Origin of the sequence: Sphingobium sp. CFD-1 (assembly GCF_024611115.1) — a bacterium.
In the GTDB taxonomy this organism is placed as follows: Bacteria; Pseudomonadota; Alphaproteobacteria; order Sphingomonadales; family Sphingomonadaceae; genus Sphingobium; species Sphingobium baderi_A.
Window position 1 is genome coordinate 113,164 of sequence record NZ_CP084399.1, and the last position, 23,901, is coordinate 137,064.

Consider the following 23,901-nt stretch of genomic DNA (forward strand, 5'->3'; position numbering starts at 1 on the left):
GCGTAGTCCTGCAAAGCTGCGGAACATTTCGCCACGTCCTTCACATTATTCTATAGGGTGTCGAGCCATCCCATCAGATTGGCATCTCGCTTCCACGAAGGTGGCACGTTGCTCGCCGCCGGGGCGCCAACCTGTTCCAGCGCCTTTCGTTTGGTCTCCAGATTGGCCTGAGCATAGTGATTGGTCGTATCGAGACTGACGTGCCCGAGCCAACTGCGGATGACGGTGATATCGACTCCGGCGGCAACGAGGTGGACGGCGGTCGCGTGCCGGAAGCTGTGAGGCGTAACGTGTTTTGACTGGAGGGTCAGCGTCGATTTCGCGGCTTGTTCCACGTAGGCGTTGAGCTTGAACCGCACCCCTGACGCCCCTAGCGGTTCACCGTATCGATTGACGAAGATCCGCTCATCGGGCGCACGCGGCTGTCGCTCCAGTAGCTTCCTGAGCAATGCCACGGTTTCTGGCCAGAGCGGGCAGATGCGTTCCTTGCGCCCCTTGCCGTAAAGACGCACGAAGTTCGGTGCATCGAACCGGATTGCTTCGGGACAGAGGTCAAGCGCCTCTTGGATTCGCGCGCCACTGTTATAGAGGAACGAGAGCAGTACATGGTCGCGCAGCCCTTCGAGTGTCGATCGGTTGGGCTGGGCGAGGATGGCCTCGACCTCCTCGGGCTCGAGGTAGCACGGCGCGGAGGTGGGCTCCCGCTTCAACGGAACAGCCAGGACCTCTGAGCACTGCGCGATGTATTCCGGATTCTTGTCCGCCACGAAGCTGAAGAAGCTGCGGATGGCGGCCAGTCGGCAGTTCCGCGTGCCGATCGTGGTCTTGCGGCCATGCTCGGTATGATGAAGGAACGCGCGCACCTCGCCGGCCGAGACGTCGGTGAGCGTCAGCCGCGCGACCCCGCAGCCTTTTCGCTCCGCGACGAACCGAAGCAGCAGCCGCCAGGTGTCGCGATAAGAGCGGATCGTGTGGATTGACGCGCTGCGCTGCTCGGCCAGCCACTCCTGGAAGAACGCCCGCAACAACGCGGGCAATGGATTGCCTTTCCTCATGGCCGCGCCTCCGTGACAAGGCACGGGGCGCCGAGCGCGCGGAACCGTTCACTGGCTTCCTGCAACAGATCCTGCGTGACGGTGATGTAGACCAGCGTGGAGTGGAGATCCCGGTGCCCCATGTAGGTCGAGAGGAAGTGCAGTTTTTCCTGAGGGTTAATGCCGGACCGGTACCACTGGAGGATGCGGTTCACCACCATCGAGTGACGAAGGTCATGGACCCGCGGCCCGGTCCGGCCCGAAGCGGGCTTGAGCCCAGCACGGCGCATGACGTTGGTAATCATTGTCGTAACCGCCTCGGGCCTGTAGCGGTCATTTAAGTGGGCATGCCAGAACAGCCCTGATTTCGGGTTCTGTGGGCCGCCAGCGCGCCGCCTCGCATCGATGTACGCGCGCAGTTCGACCGCGACACTGTCGGATAGAGGCAAGATCCTGGTCTTGTAGAACTTCGTTTCCCGGATCGTGATCGTGCTTGATTGCAGGTCCACGTCACCAAGATCGAGCCATGCCAGCTCGCTTCGCCGTAGCCCGGCACAATAGGCCAGCATGATCATGGTGTAGAGGGTCAACGGCCGCAGCGGAGCGTCCGGCGACGGATAAGTCCGTGCGGTATCGAGCATACGCCGAACGTCAGCCGGGCTGAAGATATGCGGTTGCCGATGCTCCCGCGCTACTTCCCGCTCTGGCCGGGGATTGAAGCGCTTTGGCGGGATAGTCGGATCGAGGCGGAACCGCGCCTTGGTCAGGATGCGCGCCAGCTTCTGGCATTCAGCCGCGTGGTTGCGGGTCGGCTTGGCAGCCGCCCAGCTCGCAATCATTGCCTCAAGTGGTTGCTCCGCGAGGTCGGGACGGGCCTGAAGGAACCGATCGAACCGCAGCAGCCAGTGAGCCTGCGCTTCATATTGATATCCCCGGCTGCGCATCAGCATGACATGGTCTTGCATGAAGTCACCCAGCACGCTGCCGAAGGGCGCAGGCCGTCGTAACGCGGCCAAGGATTCGTCGGGATTCGGGGAAGCCAAGGCCCGCCAGATCGGCTTGCTTTGCTTGACGTTGTACCGACGGCGAAGTGCAGCAACAGGGTTGTCGGCGATCAGCCCGATTTCGACGAGGTGGTCGAGGAAGCGGTCGACAATGCAGACCTGATTGAGCAGCGTCGACAATCGCCAACGTTTTTGCATCTCCTTCAGCCAGGCGTCGAGCATCTGCCGGTCCACCGCCGGATGCCGGCGGGCAACATCTTCGAAGGTGCAAAGGAACCAGCGATATGTCGGTACGCTTCCCGGCCGGAACTGCGATTTTACCAGGAAGGCGTCGACGACGGTGCGATCGGGATCGTGCCAGGCGCTCATGACAGCACCTCCATTCCAGGCACCTCGAGTGCCACGGCTCGGAGATCATCTGTTGCCAGTTTGAGATAAGTATTGGTGGATTCGGTGGATCGATGCCCGAGCACGTCGCCGATGATCTTTTGCGGGACCGATGCCCGCAGCATTTCGACCGCACGTGCGTGGCGGAAGACATGCGGCCCCCGCTTTCCTGCTGGCACTACGCCTGCGGCGGCCAACCGACCGCGGATCATGCCGTACAGGTTCGTCATTGCGATATAGGGTGCGCAGGATCGGACGAAGATTTCCCGCACTTCAACCTGGGGCCGCCCAAGGCGCAGATAATCCAGCAGCGCTTCACCAACAGTCACCATTAGCGGCATGTACGAGTACGCGTTGGTCTTGGTGTGGCAGATCCGGAGGGATTCTGCGCGCCAGTCCACGTCATCGAGCCGAAGGCGGCATATCTCACCTTCGCGCAGCCCATACGTGGCAAGCAGCTGAAGTATCGCATAATCGCGTAGTCCGCGTGGCGATCTGTCCTCCTGCGTTGTCGCCAGAACCGCGGCGATTTGGCTCCTTTCCAGCGTCGACGGCACATCTTCGTAGGCATAGAGCATGGGGCCGATGATGTGTGGCGTCAGATCGGTCGGGATGCGACCCGTCCGATGCAGATGGCGAACCACCGAACGGAGACGCTCAGCGACATCGGCCAATGATTTGCGCCGTAAACCAGGCGCGCGCATGTCCATGTAGAGATCGATGTCCACGATGCTCAACGTTTCGAGGCTGGCGGCACCGGCCCGGTCGAACTGCCATCGCAGGAAGTTTCGCGCCTCCCACATCAGCGCCGCAATGGACGCGCTTGCCAAACCGCGCTCCTCGCGCAGCCATGCCTCGTATTCGCGGCAAATTTCATGTCGATGCTCGTCATCGGGACCGATCATTTCTGCGTCCGGGGGCCAATTGCCTTGAGCAAGCCGGAGGAGCTTGGCGATCGCGGTGCGGGGCAACATGTGCCAACGCGCACTGGGAGGCCGACCGTACTGGATCTCAAAATCCTGAACCGCATAGCCAAAATACTGATCGACCTGCTGCGGCGTCACAGTCTCGACCTGTATATCGCACTCGGCCAGATAATCGAGAAACGCGCGGGCGTAGAGACGGTGGTTCGCCACGACCACGGGATTGTAATTCTGTGTGGTGAGCGAATTCGAGAGTTCGGTGATCAACTCGTCATGCAACTTCAACATGATTGCCTCCTCAGCTGGTCCAGGGACCGCCGAGGTTCGCAACCAATATAATGCGCAGCAACTGCGCACACTATCATGGGAATTCGCCGGTTACGCCGCGCTCCTCCGCATTACCGCTTCCTCGCGATAAGCCGTCTTATGCGCAGCTCGCCATAAGATCGCCCAGGCATCGGCATAGGCATTGTAGACGGCGATCTGTTCTTCGCTGAGCCGATGCTCGAGGATGTCATATTCGACGCCGGCGAAGCTGAGCGCCCGCGCGGCATAGAGGCCCTGCGCTTTGAGGTCGCGGGCGATCAACTCCATCGCCGCGATGCCGCCTCGGCGCAGGGATTCCACGAAGGCCCGCCGGTCGGCGAAGGCCGTCTGCGGTCCCCACAATCCGAGGCGTGTCGCATAGGCAAGATTGTTGACATCCGAGGCGCCCGTCGCCGAGGCGTAGAGAATCCGGGCGCGCGGAGCGAGATTTTGCAGGCGGACGCCGGCAATGCCCTGCTCGGACCCTTTCGTGGCGCCGAACCGGCCCTCGCCGCCGGCCACCCCGGCCATTTCATGCGCCTCGTCGAAAACGATGACGCCGCTGAAATCCTCACCCATCCATTCGATCAGCTGGCGCAGCCGCGTGCCCCTGTCGCCGCGGTTGGAGCGCAGGGTGGCATAGGTCAGGAAGAGGATCCCATCGCCCAGCGCGATCGGGGTGCCGAGCTTCCACTGGTTGAGATGCTGGATGTCGAGCGGCAAGCCGCCAAGCGCCGACCAGTCCCGGCGAGCGTCTTCGACCAGCGTCTCGCTCTTGGATATCCAGAGGTGGCGGCGGTTGCCACGCAACCACTGGTCGAGGATGACGCCTGCCACCTGCCGCCCCTTGCCGGCGCCCGTGCCATCGCCAAGGAAAAAGCCGGTCCGATAGGCGTTACCGGCCTCTGCCGGCGACAGCGAAAGACCCTCCTCGCTGGATATGAACCGCCCGGGAAGATCGCGCTCGAACGCCGCGCCAGCGTAGATCAGCGTTTCGAGCTGCGCGTCCGAGAGCAGGCCGTCGTCCAGGATCCTGGCCGGCAGCACGGGTTCATAAGCGACCGGGGGTGCGGCAATCGATCCCATTGCCTGCGATTCGACCAGCGCGCTTGGGTGCTCACGAGCATCGGCAATCAGCAGACGGCTCGGCCGATAGGGCAGGTAAATCCCTTGCGGTTCGCCCGCGGGTGCGGGCGCGTCGAGACGGTGATAGGCGACCGCGCGGGTCGTGGGCAGGGTCACCGCCGCACGCGAGCAGACGGGGCGGGTCCGCCGCGTGAGGCCCCGGAACAATCCGCTGGGGCGGGAGATCGGCTGCGGCTGCGGCGCGCATGGGGTCGCCATCGCATCGATGGCCGCAAGCGCAGCGCCGAGCGTCGTGCAGGTCTGGCGCGGGACCGAGCCCCCTGCCCCGTCCTTTTCGAGGAGTATGAGCTGGACTGCCTGGCCGGTGCCGTGCTTGGCATAGGCATCGGGCGGCAGGTCGAGATGCAGCCGGGCATGCGCGCCCGCAGTGGCGTGCAGCCAATCCGCGTCCTCCGTCTCGATGCGGTCGGGGAGAATAACGGCGCAGCGCCCGCCTGGAGCAAGCCGCAACAGCGCGGAGCGCAAATGGCGAAGCGCGGCATGGCGATCGCGCGCGCGCCCCTGGCTTCGCGAGAAGGGCGGATTGAGGAGCACGACGCTCGGCACCAGTTGCGGATCGAGCATATCGTCGATCAGTTCGCCATCATGCGTGCTCAGCCTGCCTTCGGGAAAGGCGTGACGCAGCAAACGCGTGCGCCAGGCATCGATATCATTGAGAAGGAGGCGCGCGCCGGCGAGATGGGCGTGTACGGCCAGGAGGCCGGTCCCGGCCGAGGGCTCGAGCACGATATCGTGTGCCGTGATCGCGGCTGCCTTGGCGGCAAGGAAGCCGATCGGCGCCGGTGTCGAGAATTGCTGGAACGCGATCTGCGTTTCGCTACGCACGCTTTGCGTGGGAAGCGCCGCCGTCATAGCGATCAGCTGGGCGAGCCGCGCATTCGCATCTGCCGGGAGCGTCGCGTTCTTCAGATGGAGGACCTGCGCGAGTTCGAGCACATCGTAGGCGTCGCGCAATGACCACAGGCCATCGGCGCTCGAGCCACCGAAAGCGGAGGTCATTTCGGCAAGGAGGTCGTTACGTGCAACCGGACATCCTTCGGACAGCCGGTCGGCTATGCCTTGAGCAGCGGTACGGGCGGGATCATCGAGCGGCAGCGTGAGCGCGAGGGGGTGTGTGGCCATGGGGCATCTCCAGGTCTGACACCTGGCATCAGCGCCAGGTCATCAGCCGGAAGGCTCCCTCCCCTTTCAGGCCGCCTCGGCGGCCCGGCGGACACGCCAAGCATCATTCCAGTCCGCGTGCCGTTCCGGCAGCCGGAGCACCAGTTCGCGTCCATTGGCTGTGAGATGGGGGCGGGCTTTTTTGAGCATGGCGGCAGCGGCGGCACCGCGATCGCCATAGACGATGATACGCTTGACCCGTTCGGGGATGGCGACAAGCCCAAGGCGTTCGACCCCGCCCAGCGCCCAGGTGGGCGTTCCGAACCAGGCCATTGCTGAAAGGGCGTCCTCGATGCCTTCGGCAAGGCCAAGCTCCTCGCCGGCCGGCGCCAGACGAATGGCCGCGTCGCCGAGAAGGCCAAGGGCAATCTTCGGCTTTGGCATGGGTTTGTGCAGGATGTCGGCGAGATCGAGGCAGGTCCGCTGGACGGCGACAACCCCCAGATCATTCTCGACCGCGGCGATCATCGCCGGAAAGAACCGGCGGCGCTCACCGGCCCCGACGATGGTGCGCGGGTTGTAGCGCAGGCAACGCGGATAGGGAGGCGGCAGACCGCGCGCCGCCAGATAATCGGCCGCTGGAGATCCGGCGATGGGCTGGCTCGCCTTCCATAGGCGAAGTGCAAGAGCGCGATGGTCCGCGGCCGCCTTCGGGCGCGGCATTGTGAGCGGCTCCGCATCGTGAAGTTTGCGCCGGCGCAAAGCAGCCAGAACATCGCGCGTGTCGCAGCCGGCAAAGCAGTGGAACAGGATCGCCCGCTCGCCCAGGCGTACCGACAGGCTGGGACCATGATCGTTATGTGCCGGGCACCGGCATTCGCCGCGCGTACCGCGCCAGATCCCACCCAGGGCTTCGACAATGGCTTTGGCGCGATGGGGAGCAGCTATGGGCATCGACTAATCCTCGGAAGTGGTGGAGCGCCGCTGCTGATTGCGCCCTCCCCTCCCCGATATTTCACCCCGGCATGCCTTTGGGTGCCAGGATCCCGAATTCCTCGACGATGCGATCGGTTGTGTAGTGCGTCGCGCCGTCGCGTTCATAGGAGTTGTCCTTGAGCCGTCCGGCTATGCGCACGAGATCCCCGACTTGAGCCCGGTCGGCGATATGTTTTCGCTGGCCTTCGCTGAAGACGCTCACGCGGTTCCAGTGGCTGTCTTCCTGCCATTCGTTATCGTCACCCTTGCGGCGATAATTCGCGCAGACCGACAGCAGGGTGACTTTCGGCCGCGCGTCGATTTCCCCGATCCGGCCGATGATCTCGAACTTGGCGAAGTTGATCATGCACCCTCCATGCGCAAGGTCATTTGGCCGGCAGCCTATCGTAGGCGGCTAACTTCGCGTATCCCTCCAGGCGGGGGGATTGAACGATTGCATCAGGCGCGACGCCGATCTCTTTCTCAAAATAAAAAGAATCAAAACGCCGCTGCTCGCAGCGGAAGCTTTTCCGATTCAAAAGGATTCAGATTCAGGAGGCCGAAAGCACAGCATTTCTGCGGGTTTGAGCAAGCTTATCCTGACCGGACGGGGGATTTTGCCTGCCCTTCCGGGGGCGCTTCCCTGACCGATCGGGGGATGCAACCTGACCTGCTGGGGCCTTCCTGACCGTATGGGGGACAGCTTCCTGCTGGAGTGATTCGCTCGCCATAGCGTTCGTCAGGGACTTTCTTCGGCGTCCGCGCTGCCGTTTGCGCGGGTCCGGGCGCTTGGAAACGCGACTCGCCGCACTTCCTCATGGTTTGCTGCTTCGGAGCGAAGTTCCATCCTGACCTCTTGGGGGCCGAATCCGGTGTCTATCCTGCCCTGACTTGACGCGTAAGGACAGGTCAGGCAGATTTTCTCCCACGCTGGACGAATCGGCGCAGACTTCATGGCATGGATGACGAGCAAGCCCTAGATCACGCTGTAACGCCCTCCCCCACCGGCGATGACGCTTCTCCGGGACGGGCGATGCGGGTGGCTGCCGCCCTGCAGGCAAAGGGCGGTGACGAGTTCGCCAAGCCCGGCAGCATCGTCGAGGTCAAGTTCGTCAAAGGCCAGTCGCTTAGCCTGACTGCTTCGCGTTTGCTTGCGCTGATGATTTTGACCGCGGGCGGTGATGCCTGGGAGGACCGCCCGCACAAGATGCGAAAGGCGGACATTCGCCGCGGCCACAAGGGCAATGAGCGCATCTCGGATATGCTTGAGGAATTGCACCGCACGCTTTTCGCGGTCGACGACAAGTCCTGGCGCGGCAAGAAGGCGACGCTGCGCTTTTCGCTTATCTCGTCGTCGCGCGAAGAAGCGGAAGACGAAGAGGGCGCGGACGCTGGGTGGATCGAGTGGGAGTTCACGCCCGAAGCCCGAAAGCTGATCCAGGAATCGGAGACCTATGCGGTCCTGAACCGCCAGGCGGTGCTCGGCTTCCGATCAACCTATGCGCTCAAGCTGTACGAGATCGGGGCGCTGAGGCTGCATAGGCGCCAGTCGCTCTGGAAGGGCGACATGACGGCGCTGCGTGCGCTGCTCGGCATCGCGCCGGACGTCTACAAGGATTTCGCGCAGCTGCGCCGCAAAGTTCTCGAAAAGGCGAAGGCCGAAATCGACCAGCTCGCCCATTTTCGCGTGGAGTGGCGGGAGATCCGCCAGGGCAGAACTGTCACCGAAATCGAATTCCGCTTTGAGCCCAAGGATGCTCCGGCCCAAATCGCGACCGTGGATGAGATCGGTCGGCACTCTGCGGGCAGAAAGGCGCGGCGCGAGGACGAGGTGGAGACCGTTGCCGTCGAGGCTGTCACACAGGCGGCGGTGGCGGCCTTGGTGTCAAAGGATAAGGCTGGGGCAGGGGAGGTCACCTTCCCGAACGGCACGATCCGCTTTGGCTCGGACACGCTCGCGGCCATCGGCCGTTCGGCTGGCGGCGGTTGGGACATCGATCTCATTGCCGATGCCTATCGCGCGCAGATGGGCGAAAGGCTGGCGAAGCTCAAGGGCGCCAAGCTGATCGCATCCTGGACCGGCTTCTGCGAGAGTTTCCTGGCACGACGCGGGCGCCCCTGAGCCGAAATTGCACCGGTGCAATTTCGGGGTGAACTGCCCCCAAGGGGTCAGGTTGCGAGGGGGCGCAAAAGGTCTGCGGCGCAGATTGGGCAAGTTTCGCCCTTCGGGCTGGGCCGACTTGCGAAAATCAGCCTTCGATTGACCTAAAAGTGCAAATTGAGCTATGCCCCCTCTAGTTTCGCAAGGGGGCCTCTCTTGGCTGCATCACTCGACATTGAGGGCACGCAGGACCTGCTGTCCGTCTCGACGCTCGCACAACGGACCAGCTCTGTCCTCGAGCGGCTCCGCGACTCCGCGCGGAGTGCCCGGGCGGACGAGCGGCGCGAGCCGACGTTCCCGATTGGCAAGGCCGCGGAACTGGTCGGCCGAACCGCGGCGGCCATTCGCGAGGCCGAGAAGGACGGCCGCTTGCCGCCGCCTCCGCGAACCGAGAATAATCGGCGTGTCGGCTATACCCTGGCGCAGCTCAACGACATGCGCGGACTGTTCGGCACCCGGCCCTGGCGGGCCGCAACCGATCCCTGCTGCGTTATCGCGGTGCAGAACTTCAAGGGCGGGGTGGGGAAATCGACTCTTTCGGTGCACCTGGCCCAATATCTCGCGATCAAGGGCTACCGGGTGGCTCTCATCGATTGCGACAGCCAAGCGTCGGCAACCACGCTATTCGGCTATGTGCCCGACCTCGACCTGACCGAGGAGGACACGCTCTATCCATTCCTGCGGCACGACGACATGGAGTCGCTCGACTATGCCCTGCGCAAGACCCACTTCGACGGCCTCGAGCTTGTTCCGGCCAATCTGCGGCTGTTCCAGTCGGAATATGAAATCGCAGCGCGCATGGCGCGGGGGCAGGGGAACCTGATCGACCGCATGGCGCAAGGCATCGCGAGCATTGCCGATCGGTTCGATGTGGTGGTTCTCGATCCGCCTCCGGCGCTCGGCGCGATCTCGCTTTCGGTGCTGCGCGCGGCCAATGCGCTGGTGGTGCCGGTTCCGCCGACGGTGATGGACTTCTCGTCGACGGCGGCCTTCCTCGCCATGCTCGATGAGACCATAGAGACGCTGGCCGATCGCGGCTTGGCGCCGTCGCTGCAGTTCCTGCGCTTTGTGGCGTCCAAGGTCGATGAGAATAAGTCGATGCAGAAGGAACTGCTGAACCTGATGCGGACCCTTTTCGGTCACGCGATCGTCCGTACGCCGCTCAAGGATTCGGCCGAAATCGACAATGCAACGGCGCGGCTGATGACCGTCTACGAGCTGGACGGCCCGGTCACCAGTTCGACGGTGCGCAACCGCTGCCTTGCCTATCTTGATGGCGTGAACAGTGAAATTGAGGTCGACATTCGGTCGATGTGGCCGAGCCATTTGACGCGGCTTCGCAAGGAGGGACTCGCCTGATGCGAGCAAAATTGCACCGGTGCAATTCCGGGTAGAAGGGGTGGATGATGAGCAAGAAGAACGCCAACTTCGCGGCTGATCTGGTCGCCGGAATCGACCCGGGGGCGCAAGCCCCAGCGGCGCGGCGCCCTGGCATCGGTGCGAGCGTGCTGGCGGGCCGGGAAAGCCGGCTTGCCGAATTGGCGACGGGCAGCGTCGTCTCGCGCACCCATGAGCTTGTCGATCCCGCGCGCTGCCGAATGTGGGCGGGGCATAACCGCGAATATGCGCTCCTCAATGAGGAGCGGTGCGCCGACCTCATCGAGAGCATCAAGGCGCAGGGCAAGCAAGAAATGCCCGCCATCGTTCGCCGCGTGAAGGACGATCCTGCCTTCGATTTCGAGGTGATTTGCGGCGCGCGCCGGCATTGGACGATCAGTTGGCTGCGCGCCCACAACTATCCGGATTTCCGCTTTCTCGTCGATATCCGTAGCCTTACCGACGAGGAGGCCTTCCGTCTCGCTGACCTCGAGAATCGGGCGCGCGACGATCTCACCGATCTGGAGCGCGCGCGCGACTATCTGCGCGCGCTCGACGCCTATTATGAGGGGCGCCAGAAGGTGATGGCCGAGCGGATCAATGTCACGGAAAGCTGGCTCAGCCGCTATCTCGACCTTGCCCGGCTGCCGGCGGAACTGATGGCGGCCTTCGCCCTTCCGCAGGATCTCAGGATCAAGCATGTCACCGCGATCAAGCCTCTCTTGAAACCGGAGGATCGGCGGCAGCGTGTGTTCGCCGAGGCGGGACGTCTCGCTCAGGTGCAGTCCGATCGCGCAGCACCGATGCCGGTCCCCGATATCATACGCGCGCTCGCTCTGGCCGCCGATCCCCCCAAGAGGTCAGGATCCCCCAAGAAGTCAGGAAAGCCGGAAACGATCGTGTCCGAAGGGGGGAAACCATTGCTGAAAGTGGAGGCGGTGGATCGTAAGGGTCTCAAACTTACCTTGCTCCCGCATGCCGGTGGTACGCGGGCTGAAGCGGAGGCCGCGTTGAAAGCGCTGCTCGATCAGCATTGGAGCTAGGACAATCTTCAGCGGTTCTGAGACGTGAGAGTTTTGTCTTCACATGTTGAATATGGACTGCCCTATGACTGCAGCCTTCCAGGATGACATTCGCGAGAATGAGATCATCTCGCCCCGTCGTCTGGCGGAGCGCCTGCGCTTCTCCATGGCGCATTTGGCTCGCGTTGCTCGCCTGGATCCTAAGGCCATGACTCTGTATCCCTCCGCCCCGACCGTGCAGATTAAACTGGAGGAAATAGCCCGAGTTATAACGCGAGCGGCAGAACTTGCAGGCGAAGAAGGCAAGGCGGTTATCTGGTTCAAGCATCAACCCATTTCTGGAGTTGGGAAAACGGCCGCGGAATTGGTTGCGAATGGCGATATCGATATCGTCATGGAAGATCTCGATCGTATGGCTGCCGGGGTCTATTCCTGACAGGCGTCACTCAAGGCCGAAAGGTTAGCTTGTCCGCAGGACCTTTAGGCGAATGTCTTCTTCTCGTAGACGGTGACAATCGCCCGGCCATCCCAAACGTAGCACAGGTGCCGCTCCTGTCGGCTGTTGGCGAGTAGGCGAGGGCGGAACACCGCGGCGCACTCGCCGTCGGCGTCGCGCACGCTTTGGTACACGATGCCATCCGAACCTTGCTCACGCAGGTGCCGGCCAAGCGCCTGGCCGGCGGCATAGCTGTCCGGGGCGTAGAGGGCAGGGCGTTCATCGCGCAGGCCGCGAATATCGTGGAGCATGGCGTCCAGGTCGACCGCGTAGACGCGCATGTCGAGTTCCTGCGCCGGTTCGTGGGTGTACGCCATGAAGCGGGTTCGGTGATGGCGCGTCTCGGCAACCGCAGTCTCGATGGTGCTGGCAGCGTAGAACAGCCCGAAACTGCCGTCACAGAACCGGCTGCCATCGGGATTTAGGTGGGTGAACGCTGCCATGATCGCCGATGTTCCGGGTCCCGATACGCGGTCCTCCGGTGGGACGAGGGCGAGGTCCCCGACCTCGTCGCGAAGCCGGTCGTTGGTCATCGCCTCGATCGCATAGACCGCTTCCAGGTCGGCCGGATCCGCGACATCCTCAAACAGCGATATGGGCGGGAACCGGCTTGCGACGATCCGGTAGCACGGTTGCCACCGCACTTGCGTCGTCGCAATGGCATCCATCAGCCGCGCTGCGCGTCGATATATTGACGCACCACGTAGAGATCGGCGACATTGCCCGAGGCCATCCGCTCGATCGCCGGGCGTCCGGCGAACAGCGGCGCCTCATTGGGTTTGCGTACCCATTCGTTGGCGGTACGGGGCAGGAGCATCTTCAGCCCCTTGTAGATCCCCATGACATAGGAGATGCGCTCCAGCGCATCCTTGGGAATCGCCGCGACCGCGCCGCGCTTCCAGGTCTGGAAGGTCGAGCGGCTGTCGAGCCCGAGAAGCTTCATCTGCTCGGCTTCCTTGAGGTCCCAGGCGTCGGCAATGCGGAAAAAGGTGCGCAGCGCCGGACCGCTCAGATCCTTGCGGCTGGGCGCTTTGGCGGGGACGCCGGAATGGGCAGTTGTGGCCATTGGCCATCTCCTTCTTTCTCTGTCTATGTATGATATCTGTACATAACGTCAAGAAGAGATCAGTTTTCATACACGCCGAATGCGCGCGATGCCGCGTCAGGGATGGCCAGAACTGCCGGCGAGCAGCCGGTCGATCTCACCCATCGCCGCGTCGAACTCGGCAAGAGCCGCATGGGGGAGGGCGGTAGCCTGGTCCAAAGACGCCGGCTGCCCATCCCTTCCCGGTTCTTCGACGACCAGCAGGGCCTTCCCCTTGACCGTCTCCCGCCGTGCCATGCGCGCCGCCACAAGGGCGTCGCCGATCGCATAGGTGCCGCGCCGACTGATCCCGAACGCCCAGGTGATCTGATCGAGCCCGAGTGGCGCAAAACCAGCGAGCAGGATCCACACCTGCGGTGCCCGCGCGCTCGAGCGCAGGTGCCCCAACTGCTCGCGCATCAGCACCGCGCGCCGCCGCGCTTGCGCGACCAGCTCGGCAAGCCGGGTCACGCTGCGCTGGAGGCTGCGGGCCGCCAGCATGGCGCGTTCGCCCGGCCAGAGCTGCGGCTGCAGCGTTTGCGCCGTCACCGCGCCGGGGCAGGGGAGGGCGCGGGCCCACGCGCCGGACGCGGTCAGCAGCCGCCCCAGCGCGGCATCGACCGCCCAGAGCGGGGTGCGCGTGGCGGCCTGCTCGATCGCCACCGCGCGGTTCCCAAACGAACGGATTTGCACCGCGCGCTCCAGCGGCGCGAACCGCGGATCGGCGCGCAGCAGCGCGTGCAGGCGGGCCAGACCCGCGAAGGGCAGGGGGGTCTCGTCATCCGCGCCGGCCTGTTTCATTAGCGTGATCGCCCTGCCGATCGCTTCCTCCGCCAGCGCGTCTTCGGCTTGCATCGGGCGGTCGGCCCCGAAGCGAGCGGCCAGAGCGATGGTCTGCGCGGCATCGGCGAGCGGTTCCCACGGATGACGGCTGAGTTCGCCGAGCAGGGCGCGGACCACGGCATAGGCGGAGCAGCCGGTGAGGGGTGTCTCTTGGGGGCCGCGGTCGAGCCCGGCGAACCAGGCGTTGAACCGGTGTTCGGCGTCCGCAAATCCCGCTTGCGCCAGGGATGAAAGCAACACCTCCCGCAGCAGCCCTACGCAGAACAGCCGTTTTTCGATATCGGTGAGGCTGGCGAGGAGCCCGTCGAGCCGGCCGAGCGCCAGCGCGCATTCGCCTTGCGCGAGGGCGAGCTCCTCGGGTGGGACGTCGGTGTCGGCGGCGAGGGGATGGAAGCGCTCCATGCCGGATGTGTAGTGAATGCCAAAACACTGCACAACTACTCAGGTGGTTGGTGAACGAACATGTGATAATTGCACTTATCACATAAGCAGATTTGACCGTTCTTTATAAGGTGGGCTACAAGCGCGGCTGAGGAGCGAGGCGCGTCGTGAGCACCGAAACCGCCCGGGAAGGGCCAGAAATCCCCGTAGCGCCGCCTGAGGCTGTCCTGCCGGCCGTCAGGGCGCCGGCCGACCTTGCGTGGACGATCGTGCAGATGCGCGCCGGCGAGCGCATCACCGTCAACGAGGGCCTGATCGCCGCCTATCAGGCCGCTTCATCGCCCCATAGCATCCGTGCGCTCAAGTCCGACGTCGAGGCGTTCGATGCGTGGTGTAGGCGCAACAACCGGATCGCGCTGCCGGCCACGCCCGAGACCGTGGCCGATTATCTCGACGCGCGGGCCGGGAAGGGGAGCCGGCCGGCCTCGCTATCCCGCTACAAGGCGTCGATCGCCAAGATCCACCAGCTGCTCGAGCTCAAGGATCCGACGCCGGCGCCGCTGGTGAAGCTGCGGCTCCAGACGGTGCGCCGCGAGAAGGGGGCTGCGCAGAAGCAGGCGCGGCCGCTGCGGTTCAAGGGCCCGGTGCGCGACGTCGAGCGCGACAAGGCGCGGGGGCTCAACATCCGCGCGCTGCTCGAGAGTTGTGGCGAGGATCTGCCGGGGCTGCGTGATCGGGCGCTGCTATCGGCCGCTTATGACACCGGGCTGCGCGCCTCCGAACTGGTGGCGGTCGCCATTGAGCATATTGAGGAGGCGATCGATCCCGAAGCGCGGCTGCTGCAGATTCTGCGTCATAAGGGCGATCAAGACGGGGAGGGGGCGACCGCCTACCTCAGCCCGCGCACCGTCGCGGCGATCGCGGCGTGGACCGAAGCGGCGGGGATCACGACAGGGCCGCTGTTCCGGCGGGTGCAGGTGCGGCGCTACAAGGCGCGGGCAGCCGTGCGCGGTCGGCCGATCGACAGCATCTCGGGCCGGGAGACGTGGGATCTGCGCAAGACGCTGTCCAAGCCGGCGGTGAAGGCGCGCGTCGAATATGACATCGGCACCGTGGCGCTGCACCCGGGCTCGATCGGACCAATCTTTCGGTCGATCATCGGCCGCGCGTTCGACCGTGGCGCGCTGCCCGATTTGACGGCGGACGATCTGGCGCGGTTGCTGAAGGGGATCAGTGCGCACTCGACGCGGATCGGGCTCAATCAGGACCTGTTCGCCAGCGGGGAGGATTTGGCCGGCATCATGGACGCGCTGCGGTGGAAGTCGCCGCGGATGCCGCTCGCTTATAATCGCAATCTCGCGGCAGAGCAGGGGGCGGCGGGGCGCCTTATGGCGAAGATTGGCTAGTCATGACGGCCTAAATAGGTCTTTGGATGATGCCGTGCGACCACACGACGGCGGCAGGTAGATCGAGGGATTTGCGCAGCGGCAAGAACCGGAGAAGGGAGGCTGAGCCCCCGGGGTCTTGAGCTACAACGTTAAGCCTAAGAAACGGGCAGGGGCCTGGTAGCGCGTAGTGTATGAGCGAAGCCACCATCGCTCAAACTCATCAGCACAGTCCAATTTCGAAGAGGAAACAAGAAAGTGGTTCCGGAAACGGTATGGATCTTATCCTGTGTAAACGCTCGCGCTAAATGGCGGCGTTCTGATCGCGCTATTTGTCAGTTGCCGGGTCCGATGACGAGGCAATCGCGCGCGGCCTGAACGATGTCAGCGGTGACCTCCTCGACGCGGTTGAGGGTCATGATCCGCCGCATCTGCGCGAACAGGCGCTCCATGAGCCGGAAGTTGCCGCGCGTGATGCGGATCACGGCTGCCTGCGCTTCGATCGCGTCGAGTTGGGCCGGGTCGAAGCTGATCCCGAAATCGCCGGCGTGGGTCGCGAGCAGCAGCCGCATTTCGGTCTCGGTAAGCGGTTTGAACTCGTGGACGAAGCCGATCCGCGAGTAGAGCTGGGCATAGCGGGCGAGGCGCTTCTCCAAGCCCGGCATACCCATCAGGATCAGCCCGAAGCCGTGGCGATCGGCCATGTCGCGGAGATGTTCGAGCGACTTTATGGTCAGGCGGTCGGCCTCGTCGACGATGACGAGGGGGCAGGCGATGCGGGCGGCGTCATGGGTGATTTCGTCCTGCGAGCCGCCCGCGACCGTCAGCCGGGCATAGCCCAGCTTAATGAGGTTGAGGCCCAACACCGCGTCGATCGTCTTGGGCGTGTTGCTGACCGACACGGTGTAGAAGACGGCGCGGCAGCGAGCGACCTTTTCGCCAAGGAGCGCGGCAATGGGACGGAGCGCGGCATATTCCCCCAGGTCGGGGAAGCTGGAAAACTCGCGCGCCGATCGCGTCTTTCCGACGCCCGGCCGGCCATGACACACGCCGATATAGCGGTAGTGCGCGCAGGCTTCGGCAAACTCGACGAACCGGGCATGTTCGCGGGTCGCCAGGAACGGCTGCTCGACCAGGAACTCAATCGTCAGCGGCGTAGAGCCGGAGCCCTCGGTAGGTGGTGGGCCGGGAAGCCGTATCCTCTTGGTCGCCATCGAAGGTCTCCGTGGGGGCAGGCACCTGCTTGTCGCGCTCCTTCGCGCCGCGCCGGGCGCGCTGGATCGCGCGCAACGACGGGTGCCCAGCGTGCTCGGAGCTGAGCGCACGGCAGACGAACCGGCCCTGGTGGTAGACGTGGATCTCGGTCAGGTCGCGGGGGTCATAGACCGCCTCGACCTGCTCGCCGACGAAGGCCGCGAGCGTGGGTTCGACATAGCGCCTGCCCATCAGACGGATGCCGTCGCGCAGCACTTTACGGGGCTTGGGCACGTGCACGAGCAGCATGTCGAGCTGTTCAAGGCTGTCGGGCATTGCGGGCAGGAACCCGCCCTTCTGCCAGCGCGTGATCGGCGGTTCGCCGGTGTTGCCATGCGGGCGACGATGATAGACGCCGCACACGAACGCCTCGAAGCGGGCGCGCAGCTCGTCGAGCGTGAGCACTGGCGCCGACAGCGGCTTGCCCGCGATCAGGTGGCCGGGCAGGTCGGGCAGGAACATGTCGTTGATGGTGCGGAACAGCCGCTCGATCTTGCCGCGCCCGCGAGGACGCCCCGGCAGCGAATGGATGAGGCGGATTTTGAGGGCGATGCACGCCTGCTCGATATGCTCGGAGATGAAATCCGAGCCGTTGTCGACGTAAAGCTGTTCGGGAATGCCGCTGACGATCCATTCGGGATTGGGCTTGCGCCAGATCGCCTGCCGCAAGGCGAGCGCCGTGTTGAGGGCACTGGGGGCATCGAGGCTGAGGAAGTAACCGGCGATGGCTCGGCTGTGATCGTCAACGATGACGGTCAGCCAAGGACGCACCGGGGTTCCGGCATCATCGAGCACGAGAATGTCGAGAACGGTATGATCGGCCTGCCACATCTCGTTCGAGGTCGCGGCTTCGCGCCGATGCACTAGCTCGTGCTGGTCGCGGTAGACGGCCGGATCGGAGGCTGCGGCGATCTGGCTTGCCGGTATCGCCCTGACGACACGCGCGACGGCCGCATAGCTGGGGGTTCGGTGTCCATGCGCGATGGCGAGTTCCTGCACCTTTCGGTGAATGGCGGCGACCGGGGGTCGCGGGCGCTTGGTGGCGAGAGTGCGGGTCAGTTCGACCAGATGTTCCGGCAGGTGCAGCCTGCCCCGATCGTTGCGCGGCAGACGCGCGAGACCGGCAAGTCCTTCGGCACGGTAGCGCCCGAGCCAGCGCTGCAACGTCCGCTCGCTCAGCGTGCCGGTGCGGGCGAGGTCCGCGAGCGGGATGCCATCGGCGAGGTGCGGTTCAAGGACGCGGTAGCGCTCGATCGCCAGCGGCGGGACAAGCGCCGGATGCGTCACCGCCGACGGTCCGTGTCGCAGGTAAGGAAAACGGAGATTTGCCTGCCCATCGCCATGCGAGTCCGCTCGCGTTGCCAAACCGGCCTGTTCGACGTAAATCTACCCGGTAAAGAAAACTAGGGCAACATAGACCTGCCGATGACGACTTTCTTCCCAAACCGCGCCCGATCGGGGCGCCACCGGCCCTACGCATGAAAATCGGTTACGCCCGCGTATCGACCGCCGAGCAGAACCTGGACCTCCAGCGTGATGCGCTGAAGGCTGCCGGCTGCGAGAAGGTCATCACCGACAAGGCCTCCGGGGCGACTGCCGCTCGCCCTGGATTGGAAAAGGTGAAGGAGCTGCTTCGCGCCGGCGACACACTGGTGGTCTGGCGCCTCGACAGGCTCGGCCGCTCGCTCCGTGATCTGATCGGATGGATGACCTACCTCGACGAGGAAAAGGTCGGGCTGCTGAGCCTGCACGAGGCGATCGACACGACCACCACGTCGGGCAAGCTTACCTTCCACCTGTTCGGGGCATTGGCGGAGTTCGAGCGCAACCTGATCCGCGAGCGGACCCAGGCCGGTCTCACCGCAGCCCGCGCTCGCGGCAAGAAGGGTGGCCGGCCGGCCGCACTCGGCAAGGACAAGCGCGACCTGCCCGTCAGGCTCTACCACGAGAACACGATGCCGATCGCCAAGATTTGCTCGATGCTCGGCATCTCCAAGCCAAAACTCTACGCCTATGTGCGATCGGCCGAGACCAAGCCGGTAGCCGCGTAGCGACGCTCGCCGACAAATAGCGCGATCAGAATGCCGCCACTTAGCGCGAGCGTTTACACCGTTCGCGGTCCCGATCGGCCCAGCGTCCCCCGGAACCGTTCGTTATCGGGAAGGCATCTAAGCGGTCTGCACCATCCTTCATCTAAAGTTCTCCAAGCGCTTCTGAGGATTTTCGGGCGCACCAAAAGCACTTGCTCCTCCAGTGGCTGGAGCATGTAACCGCAATTTGCTCTCCTGCGGACGGGGGGCTGGAGGTGGCTTTTTGACGGCCCGTGTTGAAGCAATCGGTATGTCTCGACGCTCATTAGTGGCGCGGCTGGTGGCCTGTGGAACCGGCTTGGTGCTCGGTTCTCCAACGCTCGCGCGACAGACTTCCCGGTCTGCGGGCTCGTGGAACTTCGGTGCGGCTCACCTCGAATGGGAGCCGCTGGAAGTCGGCACGGGTGATACCCTCCTTGTTTCGGCACAAGTGCGCGGAGTGCCGGTGCGGGCGGTGCTCGACAGTGGCAGCGGCGCGTCGATCATGAGCACGGCGCTCGCGGCGAAGCTCGGCTTGAACGATGGTGAGCGGCGCATGATTAGCGGGCTGAGCGCCAAGGCCCCGGTGCTGCTGGTCCGCGACATCGACGTACAGCTCGCCCGCGAAACCCGTCGCTTACCCTTTGCCGTCGTTGGTGATCTGAGTTCAGTGTCGGCGGCCTTCGGACGACCGATCGATATCCTCCTCGGTGCCGATATGTTCACGGGTAGCTGCATCGCGCTCGATTTCGCGAAAAGGCGTATGGCGGTCGTCAAGTCAGGCACGTTTCTCGCCGGTCCCGACTGGCGCGCTGTCGCGCTCGGGCGCGGTGCCAAGCAGGAGCTGTTCATTCGAGCTTCCGTCTCGGGTTTGCCTCCCGTGCCCTTGATGATCGATCTTGGCAGCTCGGCCGCGCTGATGCTCTCGTCGGCCTATGCCCGCGATCAAGGGCTGTTGAACGGGAAGCTCGTCTCGACCGCGGCGATCGGCGGCGTCGATGGTGTGCGTATCAACGATGCTTTCACGATCCAGAACATCAACATCGAAGGGCTTGGCGTCTCGAACGTCCCCACACTCGGGATGAGAGCTTGGCTCTCCACCAGCACGGTTGGCAATGTCGGCCTACCGCTGATCGCTCAATTCGACGTGGTGTTCGACGTGACCGCCGGATTCGTGTGGCTCCGGCCACTCGGTCCTCGTCGTCGCCTGCCGATGCTGAAGGACCGTAGCGGCCTTGGCCTCGCAGCCTCACCAACGGCGCTCACCGTTGTTCATGTGGCGGCGAACAGTCCCGCGGAAAAGGCTGGCTGGGCGGTCGGCGACCGGATCGTGGCGGTGAACGGCCATTCGATCGATGCGAACTATACGCGTGGGGAGCTCTGGCAAGTGCGCTCCCGGCCTGCTGGCACCCTCGTAAAGCTGACGATGGCCTCGGGTGATGTGCGCGAGCTCAGGCTGGCCGATTATTATTGATCGGCTTGAGGGTGGCCTTTGCCGATCGCCTTCATGATCCGACAATCGGCCATGCGCGCCTTGGTGCAGCTCTGGCTGAGCATTGCCAACTCATCCCGCAACACCGCGAGTTGCGCCAGTCTCTCCTCCACATCCTTGAGGTGCTGAGCAGCGATAGCTGAGGCGGCACCACAATCCTGGTCCGGGTTCTGCGCCAGCCCCATCAACGAACGGATCTCGTCGACGGAGAAGCCAAGCCGGCGACCGTTGCGGATGAAGTGCAAACGCTCAATGTCACTGGCATCGTAGGTTCTGCGACCCGACGCCGTGCGAGGGGCGGATCGGAGCAACCCGATCGACTCATAAAAGCGGATCGTCGTCACCTTCGTCGAGGTCTCGCTGGCGAGCTGCCCAATCATCACCGGCTTCATCATGCCATCCTTGCTTATGCGAACGTGTCGCACATTTCGCTTGCTTCTACAGCGACTGGAGGTGGTAAGGAAGGCCGCATGAATGCTTCTACCGAAAGCTGCGGGTGCCACGGGGAGCCCGCGCGCGCGCAAACCGATCCGGCCTATCGCCGTGCGCTGCTGACCGTCGTGGTGCTCAACCTCGGCTTCGGAGTCGCCGAGCTGTTCGGCGGGTTCATCGCCGATAGCCAAGCGCTGAAAGCGGATTCCCTCGATTTTCTCGGGGACGGGTCGATCAGCCTTATCGGTCTTCTCGCGCTTGCCTGGTCCGCACGGGCGAGGGCAAAGGTCGCGCTGACGCAGGGGTTGTTTCTCGGTGCGCTTGGCGTGGGCGTAATCGGTTTCGCGATTTGGCGCGCCCTGAACGCAACCGCGCCCGATGCCGAACTGATGGGCACAATCGGCGTTGTCGCGCTCGCGATCAATGTCGTGTCCGCCTTGGTGCTTGCGCGTTTCCGGGAAGGGGACGCCAATGTTCGCGCGATCTGGCTGTTCAGCCGCAACGACGCGCTCGCCAACGTGGCGGTGATCGCCGCGGCCGGTCTGGTGGCGTGGACAGGAAGCGCCTGGTCGGACCTCGCCGTCGCCGGCCTCATCGCCCTCCTGTTCCTCCACTCCGCTTATGAAATCGTCACTGGCGCTCGGCGCGAATTGGGAGAGCGGTAGTGCGTCTGCTCGCGTTGATCCGGGCAATGCTCTCGTTGCGGCTGCTCTCCGCGCTCGCGGCGCTGCTGATCCCTGCTGCGGCAATCGCCGAACCCGGCGACGTGCAAACCGCATGGCGGCTGCTCGACTATATGGCCGTCGATTATGGCGGCGCGGTCGCCAACGGTCGGATCAAGAGCACGTCGGAATATGCCGAGATGACGGAGTTCGCCGCGTCGGTCTCGACACGGCTTCAGGGCCTGCCGGCGAAGCCGGAGCGTCAAGCCCTCATCCAGCGGGCTGCCAACCTCCAGGCGGTGATCGCGGAAAAGGGACCGACTGAACAGGTGGCAACATTGGCGCACGGGCTCGCGGCCGATCTGTTGCGCGCCTACCCGGTGCCGCTCGCGCCCGATAAGGCTCCGAACCTCGTCTCCAGCGATGCACTGTTCCGACAATCCTGCGCGTCCTGCCACGGGATGACGGGCAACGGCCGTGGCCCTGACGCCGCCAAGCTCGCTACGCCCCCGATTGCTTTCACCGATGCCGAGCGCGCGCGCCAGCGCAGCGTGTTCGCGCTCTATCAGGTGGTGACGCAAGGCATCGACGGGACCGCGATGCAGAGCTTCGCCGATCTGCCCAACGATCAGCGCTGGGCGTTAGCATTCCGAGCCGGGAGCTTCGCCTTCACGGATGCGCAGGCGCGCGAAGGCGAGCGGCTTTGGAAATCCGACCCGACCCTTCGCCGGCGCATTCCGGACCTGAAAACCCTGGTCGCGCTCACCCCGGCCGCGCTCGGCGCGGCGATCGGCGACGCCAAGGCTGACCCAGTGCTCGCGTTCCTGCGTCGTCATCCCGAACAGGTGATACAACAGGCTCCCGGCTCGCTCGCGGTCGCCCGCGCCAAACTCGCCGAAAGCGTGGCGGCTGCGCGGCGCGGCGATGCGCGCATGGCGAAAGAGCTGGCGCTGTCGGCCTATCTCGATGGGTTCGAGCCGATCGAGCCAACACTCACCGCGCGCGACGCGACGCTGATGGGTCGAATCGAGGGCGCGATGGGGGAGTTCCGCGCCTCGATCGACCGGGGCGCGTCGCCCGATGATCTCGCGGAGAAGGTCGCAGTACTGGGCGGCCTTTTCGACGATGCGGAAGCGGCGCTCGCGCCTGATGCCGCCACCGAAGCGTCCACGTTCCTGGGCGCGTTCACGATCCTGCTGCGTGAAGGGCTCGAAGCCCTGCTCATCGTTGTCGCCATGATCGCGTTCCTGCGTAAAGCCGAGCGCGGCGAGGCGCTGCGGTACGTGCATGGCGGCTGGGTCAGCGCGATCATCGCGGGCGGGATCACCTGGGCGGTCGCCACCTATGCGATCGGGATCAGCGGTGCGAGCCGGGAGCTGACGGAAGGGTTTGGCTCGCTGTTCGCCGCGGTCGTGCTGCTCTCGGTCGGGATTTGGATGCACGGCAAGGCGCAGGCCGATCAGTGGCAGCGCTATATTCGCGAGAAGATGTCGCGGGCGCTCTCGGGCGGGTCGGGCTGGTTCCTGTTCGGGCTGGCGTTCGTCGTAGTTTATCGCGAGGTCTTCGAGACGATCCTGTTCTATGCCGCGCTTTCGGCGCAAGGTGACAACGGGATGCTTCTCGCGGGGGCCGGGTCGGCGATTGGACTGCTCAGCCTGATCGCTTGGGCCATGCTTCGCTACAGTCGCAAGCTGCCGATCGCGCAGTTCTTCCGCTATAGCTCCTGGCTCATGGCGGTCCTGACCGTCGTGCTGGCGGGTAAAGGCGTCGCCGCGCTCCAGGAAGCCGGCCTTATCAACATCGCACCGCTCGCGGACGTGCCACGGCTGTCGATGCTCGGCGTGTTTCCCACTTGGCAATCGGTGCTGGCGCAACTCCTGATGGCGGTCGCCATTGCGGTCGGGTTCGCCTGGAACGGGCGCGACCGATCCCGCTCGGGTTCCGGCTCAGTGACCCTTGGTTCGAATTAGTGCAATGACATGAAAACCCTTCCGTGATAGAGGCAAGCTAGTGCGAGCCTTTTTGCCTTTCCTGACATGCCTGATGCTGGTCCTGACCAGCTTCTCCGGCATGGCCCATGCCGCCGATCTGGCGGGGGGAAGCATCGCGGGCGTTGAGTTCACGGTCCATACCGCCGGTGACATCGATCAGGTGCCATCGGACTCGGACAAGAATGTCCCGCATCATCACAATTATTGTCACGGACACGACGTCGGCGCGCCTGCGCGCACGACGATGGAATATACCCCCGTCCTCACAGTGCCCAAGCCGACAATCTCCGCCTCTGCGTCGCTCGACGGCCGCACCGGCATGGTCCATTTGAGGCCCCCCCAAGCCTGACGTCCGATTTGGGCGTGCGTTGGCGCG

23 protein-coding genes are annotated in these 23,901 nt (G+C 64.3%); 11 read left to right on the plus strand and 12 right to left on the minus strand.

The window, feature by feature from the left end; all coding sequences use genetic code 11:
• Positions 1–50: 50 nt before the first annotated feature.
• The 6 genes from LDB26_RS19960 to LDB26_RS19985 all read right to left on the minus strand — a co-directional run bounded on the left by LDB26_RS19960 (position 51) and on the right by LDB26_RS19985 (position 7,243).
• The gene (locus LDB26_RS19960) at positions 51–1,055 is read right to left on the minus strand and encodes a site-specific integrase (protein ID WP_009823939.1); all 1,005 of its coding nucleotides are present in this window, start codon (positions 1,053–1,055) and stop codon (positions 51–53) included.
• Complete coding sequence (locus LDB26_RS19965) at positions 1,052–2,407, minus strand: tyrosine-type recombinase/integrase (RefSeq protein WP_009823940.1); 1,356 nt, start codon at positions 2,405–2,407, stop codon at positions 1,052–1,054. The genes LDB26_RS19960 and LDB26_RS19965 overlap by 4 nt, the downstream gene beginning before the upstream one ends.
• Positions 2,404–3,636 (minus strand): site-specific integrase, encoded by a 1,233-nt coding sequence (locus LDB26_RS19970; RefSeq protein ID WP_007015824.1) that lies wholly within the window; start codon positions 3,634–3,636, stop codon positions 2,404–2,406. The genes LDB26_RS19965 and LDB26_RS19970 overlap by 4 nt, the downstream gene beginning before the upstream one ends.
• A 90-nt stretch (positions 3,637–3,726) precedes the next feature.
• The gene (locus tag LDB26_RS19975; RefSeq protein WP_257542273.1) at positions 3,727–5,922 is read right to left on the minus strand and encodes a strawberry notch-like NTP hydrolase domain-containing protein; all 2,196 of its coding nucleotides are present in this window, start codon (positions 5,920–5,922) and stop codon (positions 3,727–3,729) included.
• Between the two features lie 66 nt (positions 5,923–5,988).
• Positions 5,989–6,855, minus strand: a complete 867-nt coding sequence (locus tag LDB26_RS19980; protein ID WP_007688081.1) for a toprim domain-containing protein — start codon at positions 6,853–6,855, stop codon at positions 5,989–5,991.
• 61 nt (positions 6,856–6,916) lie between these two features.
• A complete protein-coding gene (locus LDB26_RS19985) occupies positions 6,917–7,243 on the minus strand; it encodes a single-stranded DNA-binding protein (protein WP_007688082.1) in 327 nt (108 codons plus the stop codon).
• A 79-nt stretch (positions 7,244–7,322) separates the two neighbouring features.
• On the opposite strand from LDB26_RS19985, the gene LDB26_RS19990 reads away from it, so the two are divergent.
• From LDB26_RS19990 to LDB26_RS20010, 5 genes are all read left to right on the plus strand, one after another.
• Complete coding sequence (locus LDB26_RS19990; RefSeq protein WP_013041755.1) at positions 7,323–7,523, plus strand: hypothetical protein; 201 nt, start codon at positions 7,323–7,325, stop codon at positions 7,521–7,523.
• Positions 7,524–7,909: 386 nt separating this feature from the next.
• A complete protein-coding gene (locus LDB26_RS19995) occupies positions 7,910–8,998 on the plus strand; it encodes a replication initiation protein (protein ID WP_007688083.1) in 1,089 nt (362 codons plus the stop codon).
• A 195-nt stretch (positions 8,999–9,193) separates the two neighbouring features.
• Positions 9,194–10,396 (plus strand): AAA family ATPase, encoded by a 1,203-nt coding sequence (locus tag LDB26_RS20000; RefSeq protein WP_007688084.1) that lies wholly within the window; start codon positions 9,194–9,196, stop codon positions 10,394–10,396.
• Positions 10,397–10,443: 47 nt separating this feature from the next.
• Positions 10,444–11,457, plus strand: a complete 1,014-nt coding sequence (locus LDB26_RS20005) for a ParB/RepB/Spo0J family partition protein (protein ID WP_013849890.1) — start codon at positions 10,444–10,446, stop codon at positions 11,455–11,457.
• A 64-nt stretch (positions 11,458–11,521) separates the two neighbouring features.
• The gene (locus LDB26_RS20010) at positions 11,522–11,872 is read left to right on the plus strand and encodes a hypothetical protein (protein ID WP_007688086.1); all 351 of its coding nucleotides are present in this window, start codon (positions 11,522–11,524) and stop codon (positions 11,870–11,872) included.
• 44 nt (positions 11,873–11,916) lie between these two features.
• On the opposite strand, the gene LDB26_RS20015 is transcribed toward LDB26_RS20010, so the two are convergent.
• The 3 genes from LDB26_RS20015 to LDB26_RS20025 all read right to left on the minus strand — a co-directional run bounded on the left by LDB26_RS20015 (position 11,917) and on the right by LDB26_RS20025 (position 14,261).
• On the minus strand, positions 11,917–12,600 hold the full coding sequence (locus LDB26_RS20015; protein WP_013041559.1) for an RES family NAD+ phosphorylase: 684 nt from the start codon (positions 12,598–12,600) through the stop codon (positions 11,917–11,919).
• Positions 12,600–12,998, minus strand: coding sequence for an antitoxin Xre-like helix-turn-helix domain-containing protein (locus LDB26_RS20020; protein ID WP_007686501.1), 399 nt, complete (start codon positions 12,996–12,998; stop codon positions 12,600–12,602). The genes LDB26_RS20015 and LDB26_RS20020 overlap by 1 nt, the downstream gene beginning before the upstream one ends.
• A 96-nt stretch (positions 12,999–13,094) precedes the next feature.
• Positions 13,095–14,261, minus strand: coding sequence for a hypothetical protein (locus LDB26_RS20025; protein WP_007686500.1), 1,167 nt, complete (start codon positions 14,259–14,261; stop codon positions 13,095–13,097).
• A 146-nt stretch (positions 14,262–14,407) separates the two neighbouring features.
• Here LDB26_RS20025 and LDB26_RS20030 point away from each other — a divergent pair, with 146 nt between their 5' ends.
• Positions 14,408–15,646: a site-specific integrase gene (locus LDB26_RS20030; RefSeq protein ID WP_013039113.1), complete on the plus strand. Its 1,239-nt coding sequence runs from the start codon at positions 14,408–14,410 to the stop codon at positions 15,644–15,646.
• A 314-nt stretch (positions 15,647–15,960) separates the two neighbouring features.
• On the opposite strand, the gene LDB26_RS20035 is transcribed toward LDB26_RS20030, so the two are convergent.
• The gene (locus tag LDB26_RS20035) at positions 15,961–16,839 is read right to left on the minus strand and encodes an AAA family ATPase (RefSeq protein ID WP_009824028.1); all 879 of its coding nucleotides are present in this window, start codon (positions 16,837–16,839) and stop codon (positions 15,961–15,963) included.
• Positions 16,766–18,166 carry a Mu transposase C-terminal domain-containing protein gene (locus tag LDB26_RS20040; RefSeq protein ID WP_257542275.1) on the minus strand — a complete coding sequence of 467 codons (1,401 nt, stop codon included), beginning with the start codon at positions 18,164–18,166 and terminating at the stop codon, positions 16,766–16,768. The genes LDB26_RS20035 and LDB26_RS20040 overlap by 74 nt, the downstream gene beginning before the upstream one ends.
• 191 nt (positions 18,167–18,357) lie before the next feature.
• Here LDB26_RS20040 and LDB26_RS20045 point away from each other — a divergent pair, with 191 nt between their 5' ends.
• On the plus strand, positions 18,358–18,930 hold the full coding sequence (locus LDB26_RS20045) for a recombinase family protein (protein ID WP_009824027.1): 573 nt from the start codon (positions 18,358–18,360) through the stop codon (positions 18,928–18,930).
• A 289-nt stretch (positions 18,931–19,219) separates the two neighbouring features.
• Positions 19,220–20,422, plus strand: a complete 1,203-nt coding sequence (locus LDB26_RS20050; protein WP_013039112.1) for an aspartyl protease family protein — start codon at positions 19,220–19,222, stop codon at positions 20,420–20,422.
• On the opposite strand, the gene LDB26_RS20055 is transcribed toward LDB26_RS20050, so the two are convergent.
• Complete coding sequence (locus LDB26_RS20055; protein WP_007406847.1) at positions 20,416–20,835, minus strand: helix-turn-helix domain-containing protein; 420 nt, start codon at positions 20,833–20,835, stop codon at positions 20,416–20,418. The two genes, LDB26_RS20050 and LDB26_RS20055, sit on opposite strands and share 7 nt — an antisense overlap.
• Before the next feature lie 75 nt (positions 20,836–20,910).
• Between LDB26_RS20055 and LDB26_RS20060 the strand changes: the two genes are divergently transcribed.
• The 3 genes from LDB26_RS20060 to LDB26_RS20070 all read left to right on the plus strand — a co-directional run bounded on the left by LDB26_RS20060 (position 20,911) and on the right by LDB26_RS20070 (position 23,874).
• Positions 20,911–21,537, plus strand: a complete 627-nt coding sequence (locus tag LDB26_RS20060) for a cation transporter (protein WP_257542277.1) — start codon at positions 20,911–20,913, stop codon at positions 21,535–21,537.
• Positions 21,537–23,504, plus strand: coding sequence for a cytochrome c/FTR1 family iron permease (locus LDB26_RS20065; RefSeq protein WP_004212871.1), 1,968 nt, complete (start codon positions 21,537–21,539; stop codon positions 23,502–23,504). Before LDB26_RS20060 ends, LDB26_RS20065 begins: the two co-directional genes overlap by 1 nt.
• A gap of 73 nt (positions 23,505–23,577) precedes the next feature.
• Positions 23,578–23,874: a hypothetical protein gene (locus LDB26_RS20070; RefSeq protein WP_007406840.1), complete on the plus strand. Its 297-nt coding sequence runs from the start codon at positions 23,578–23,580 to the stop codon at positions 23,872–23,874.
• Positions 23,875–23,901 lie beyond the last annotated feature (27 nt).

Bases quoted from the DNA above. Each gene is read 5' to 3' on its own strand.
- LDB26_RS19960 (WP_009823939.1), bottom strand. From the start codon at position 1,055: ATGAGGAAAGGCAATCCATTGCCCGCGTTGTTGCGGGCGTTCTTCCAG.
- LDB26_RS19965 (WP_009823940.1), bottom strand. From the start codon at position 2,407: ATGAGCGCCTGGCACGATCCCGATCGCACCGTCGTCGACGCCTTCCTG.
- LDB26_RS19970 (WP_007015824.1), bottom strand. From the start codon at position 3,636: ATGTTGAAGTTGCATGACGAGTTGATCACCGAACTCTCGAATTCGCTC.
- LDB26_RS19975 (WP_257542273.1), bottom strand. From the start codon at position 5,922: ATGGCCACACACCCCCTCGCGCTCACGCTGCCGCTCGATGATCCCGCC.
- LDB26_RS19980 (WP_007688081.1), bottom strand. From the start codon at position 6,855: ATGCCCATAGCTGCTCCCCATCGCGCCAAAGCCATTGTCGAAGCCCTG.
- LDB26_RS19985 (WP_007688082.1), bottom strand. From the start codon at position 7,243: ATGATCAACTTCGCCAAGTTCGAGATCATCGGCCGGATCGGGGAAATC.
- LDB26_RS19995 (WP_007688083.1), top strand. From the start codon at position 7,910: ATGCGGGTGGCTGCCGCCCTGCAGGCAAAGGGCGGTGACGAGTTCGCC.
- LDB26_RS20005 (WP_013849890.1), top strand. From the start codon at position 10,444: ATGAGCAAGAAGAACGCCAACTTCGCGGCTGATCTGGTCGCCGGAATC.
- LDB26_RS20010 (WP_007688086.1), top strand. From the start codon at position 11,522: ATGACTGCAGCCTTCCAGGATGACATTCGCGAGAATGAGATCATCTCG.
- LDB26_RS20015 (WP_013041559.1), bottom strand. From the start codon at position 12,600: ATGGATGCCATTGCGACGACGCAAGTGCGGTGGCAACCGTGCTACCGG.
- LDB26_RS20020 (WP_007686501.1), bottom strand. From the start codon at position 12,998: ATGGCCACAACTGCCCATTCCGGCGTCCCCGCCAAAGCGCCCAGCCGC.
- LDB26_RS20025 (WP_007686500.1), bottom strand. From the start codon at position 14,261: ATGGAGCGCTTCCATCCCCTCGCCGCCGACACCGACGTCCCACCCGAG.
- LDB26_RS20035 (WP_009824028.1), bottom strand. From the start codon at position 16,839: ATGGCGACCAAGAGGATACGGCTTCCCGGCCCACCACCTACCGAGGGC.
- LDB26_RS20045 (WP_009824027.1), top strand. From the start codon at position 18,358: ATGAAAATCGGTTACGCCCGCGTATCGACCGCCGAGCAGAACCTGGAC.
- LDB26_RS20050 (WP_013039112.1), top strand. From the start codon at position 19,220: ATGTCTCGACGCTCATTAGTGGCGCGGCTGGTGGCCTGTGGAACCGGC.
- LDB26_RS20055 (WP_007406847.1), bottom strand. From the start codon at position 20,835: ATGATGAAGCCGGTGATGATTGGGCAGCTCGCCAGCGAGACCTCGACG.
- LDB26_RS20060 (WP_257542277.1), top strand. From the start codon at position 20,911: ATGAATGCTTCTACCGAAAGCTGCGGGTGCCACGGGGAGCCCGCGCGC.
- LDB26_RS20070 (WP_007406840.1), top strand. From the start codon at position 23,578: ATGCTGGTCCTGACCAGCTTCTCCGGCATGGCCCATGCCGCCGATCTG.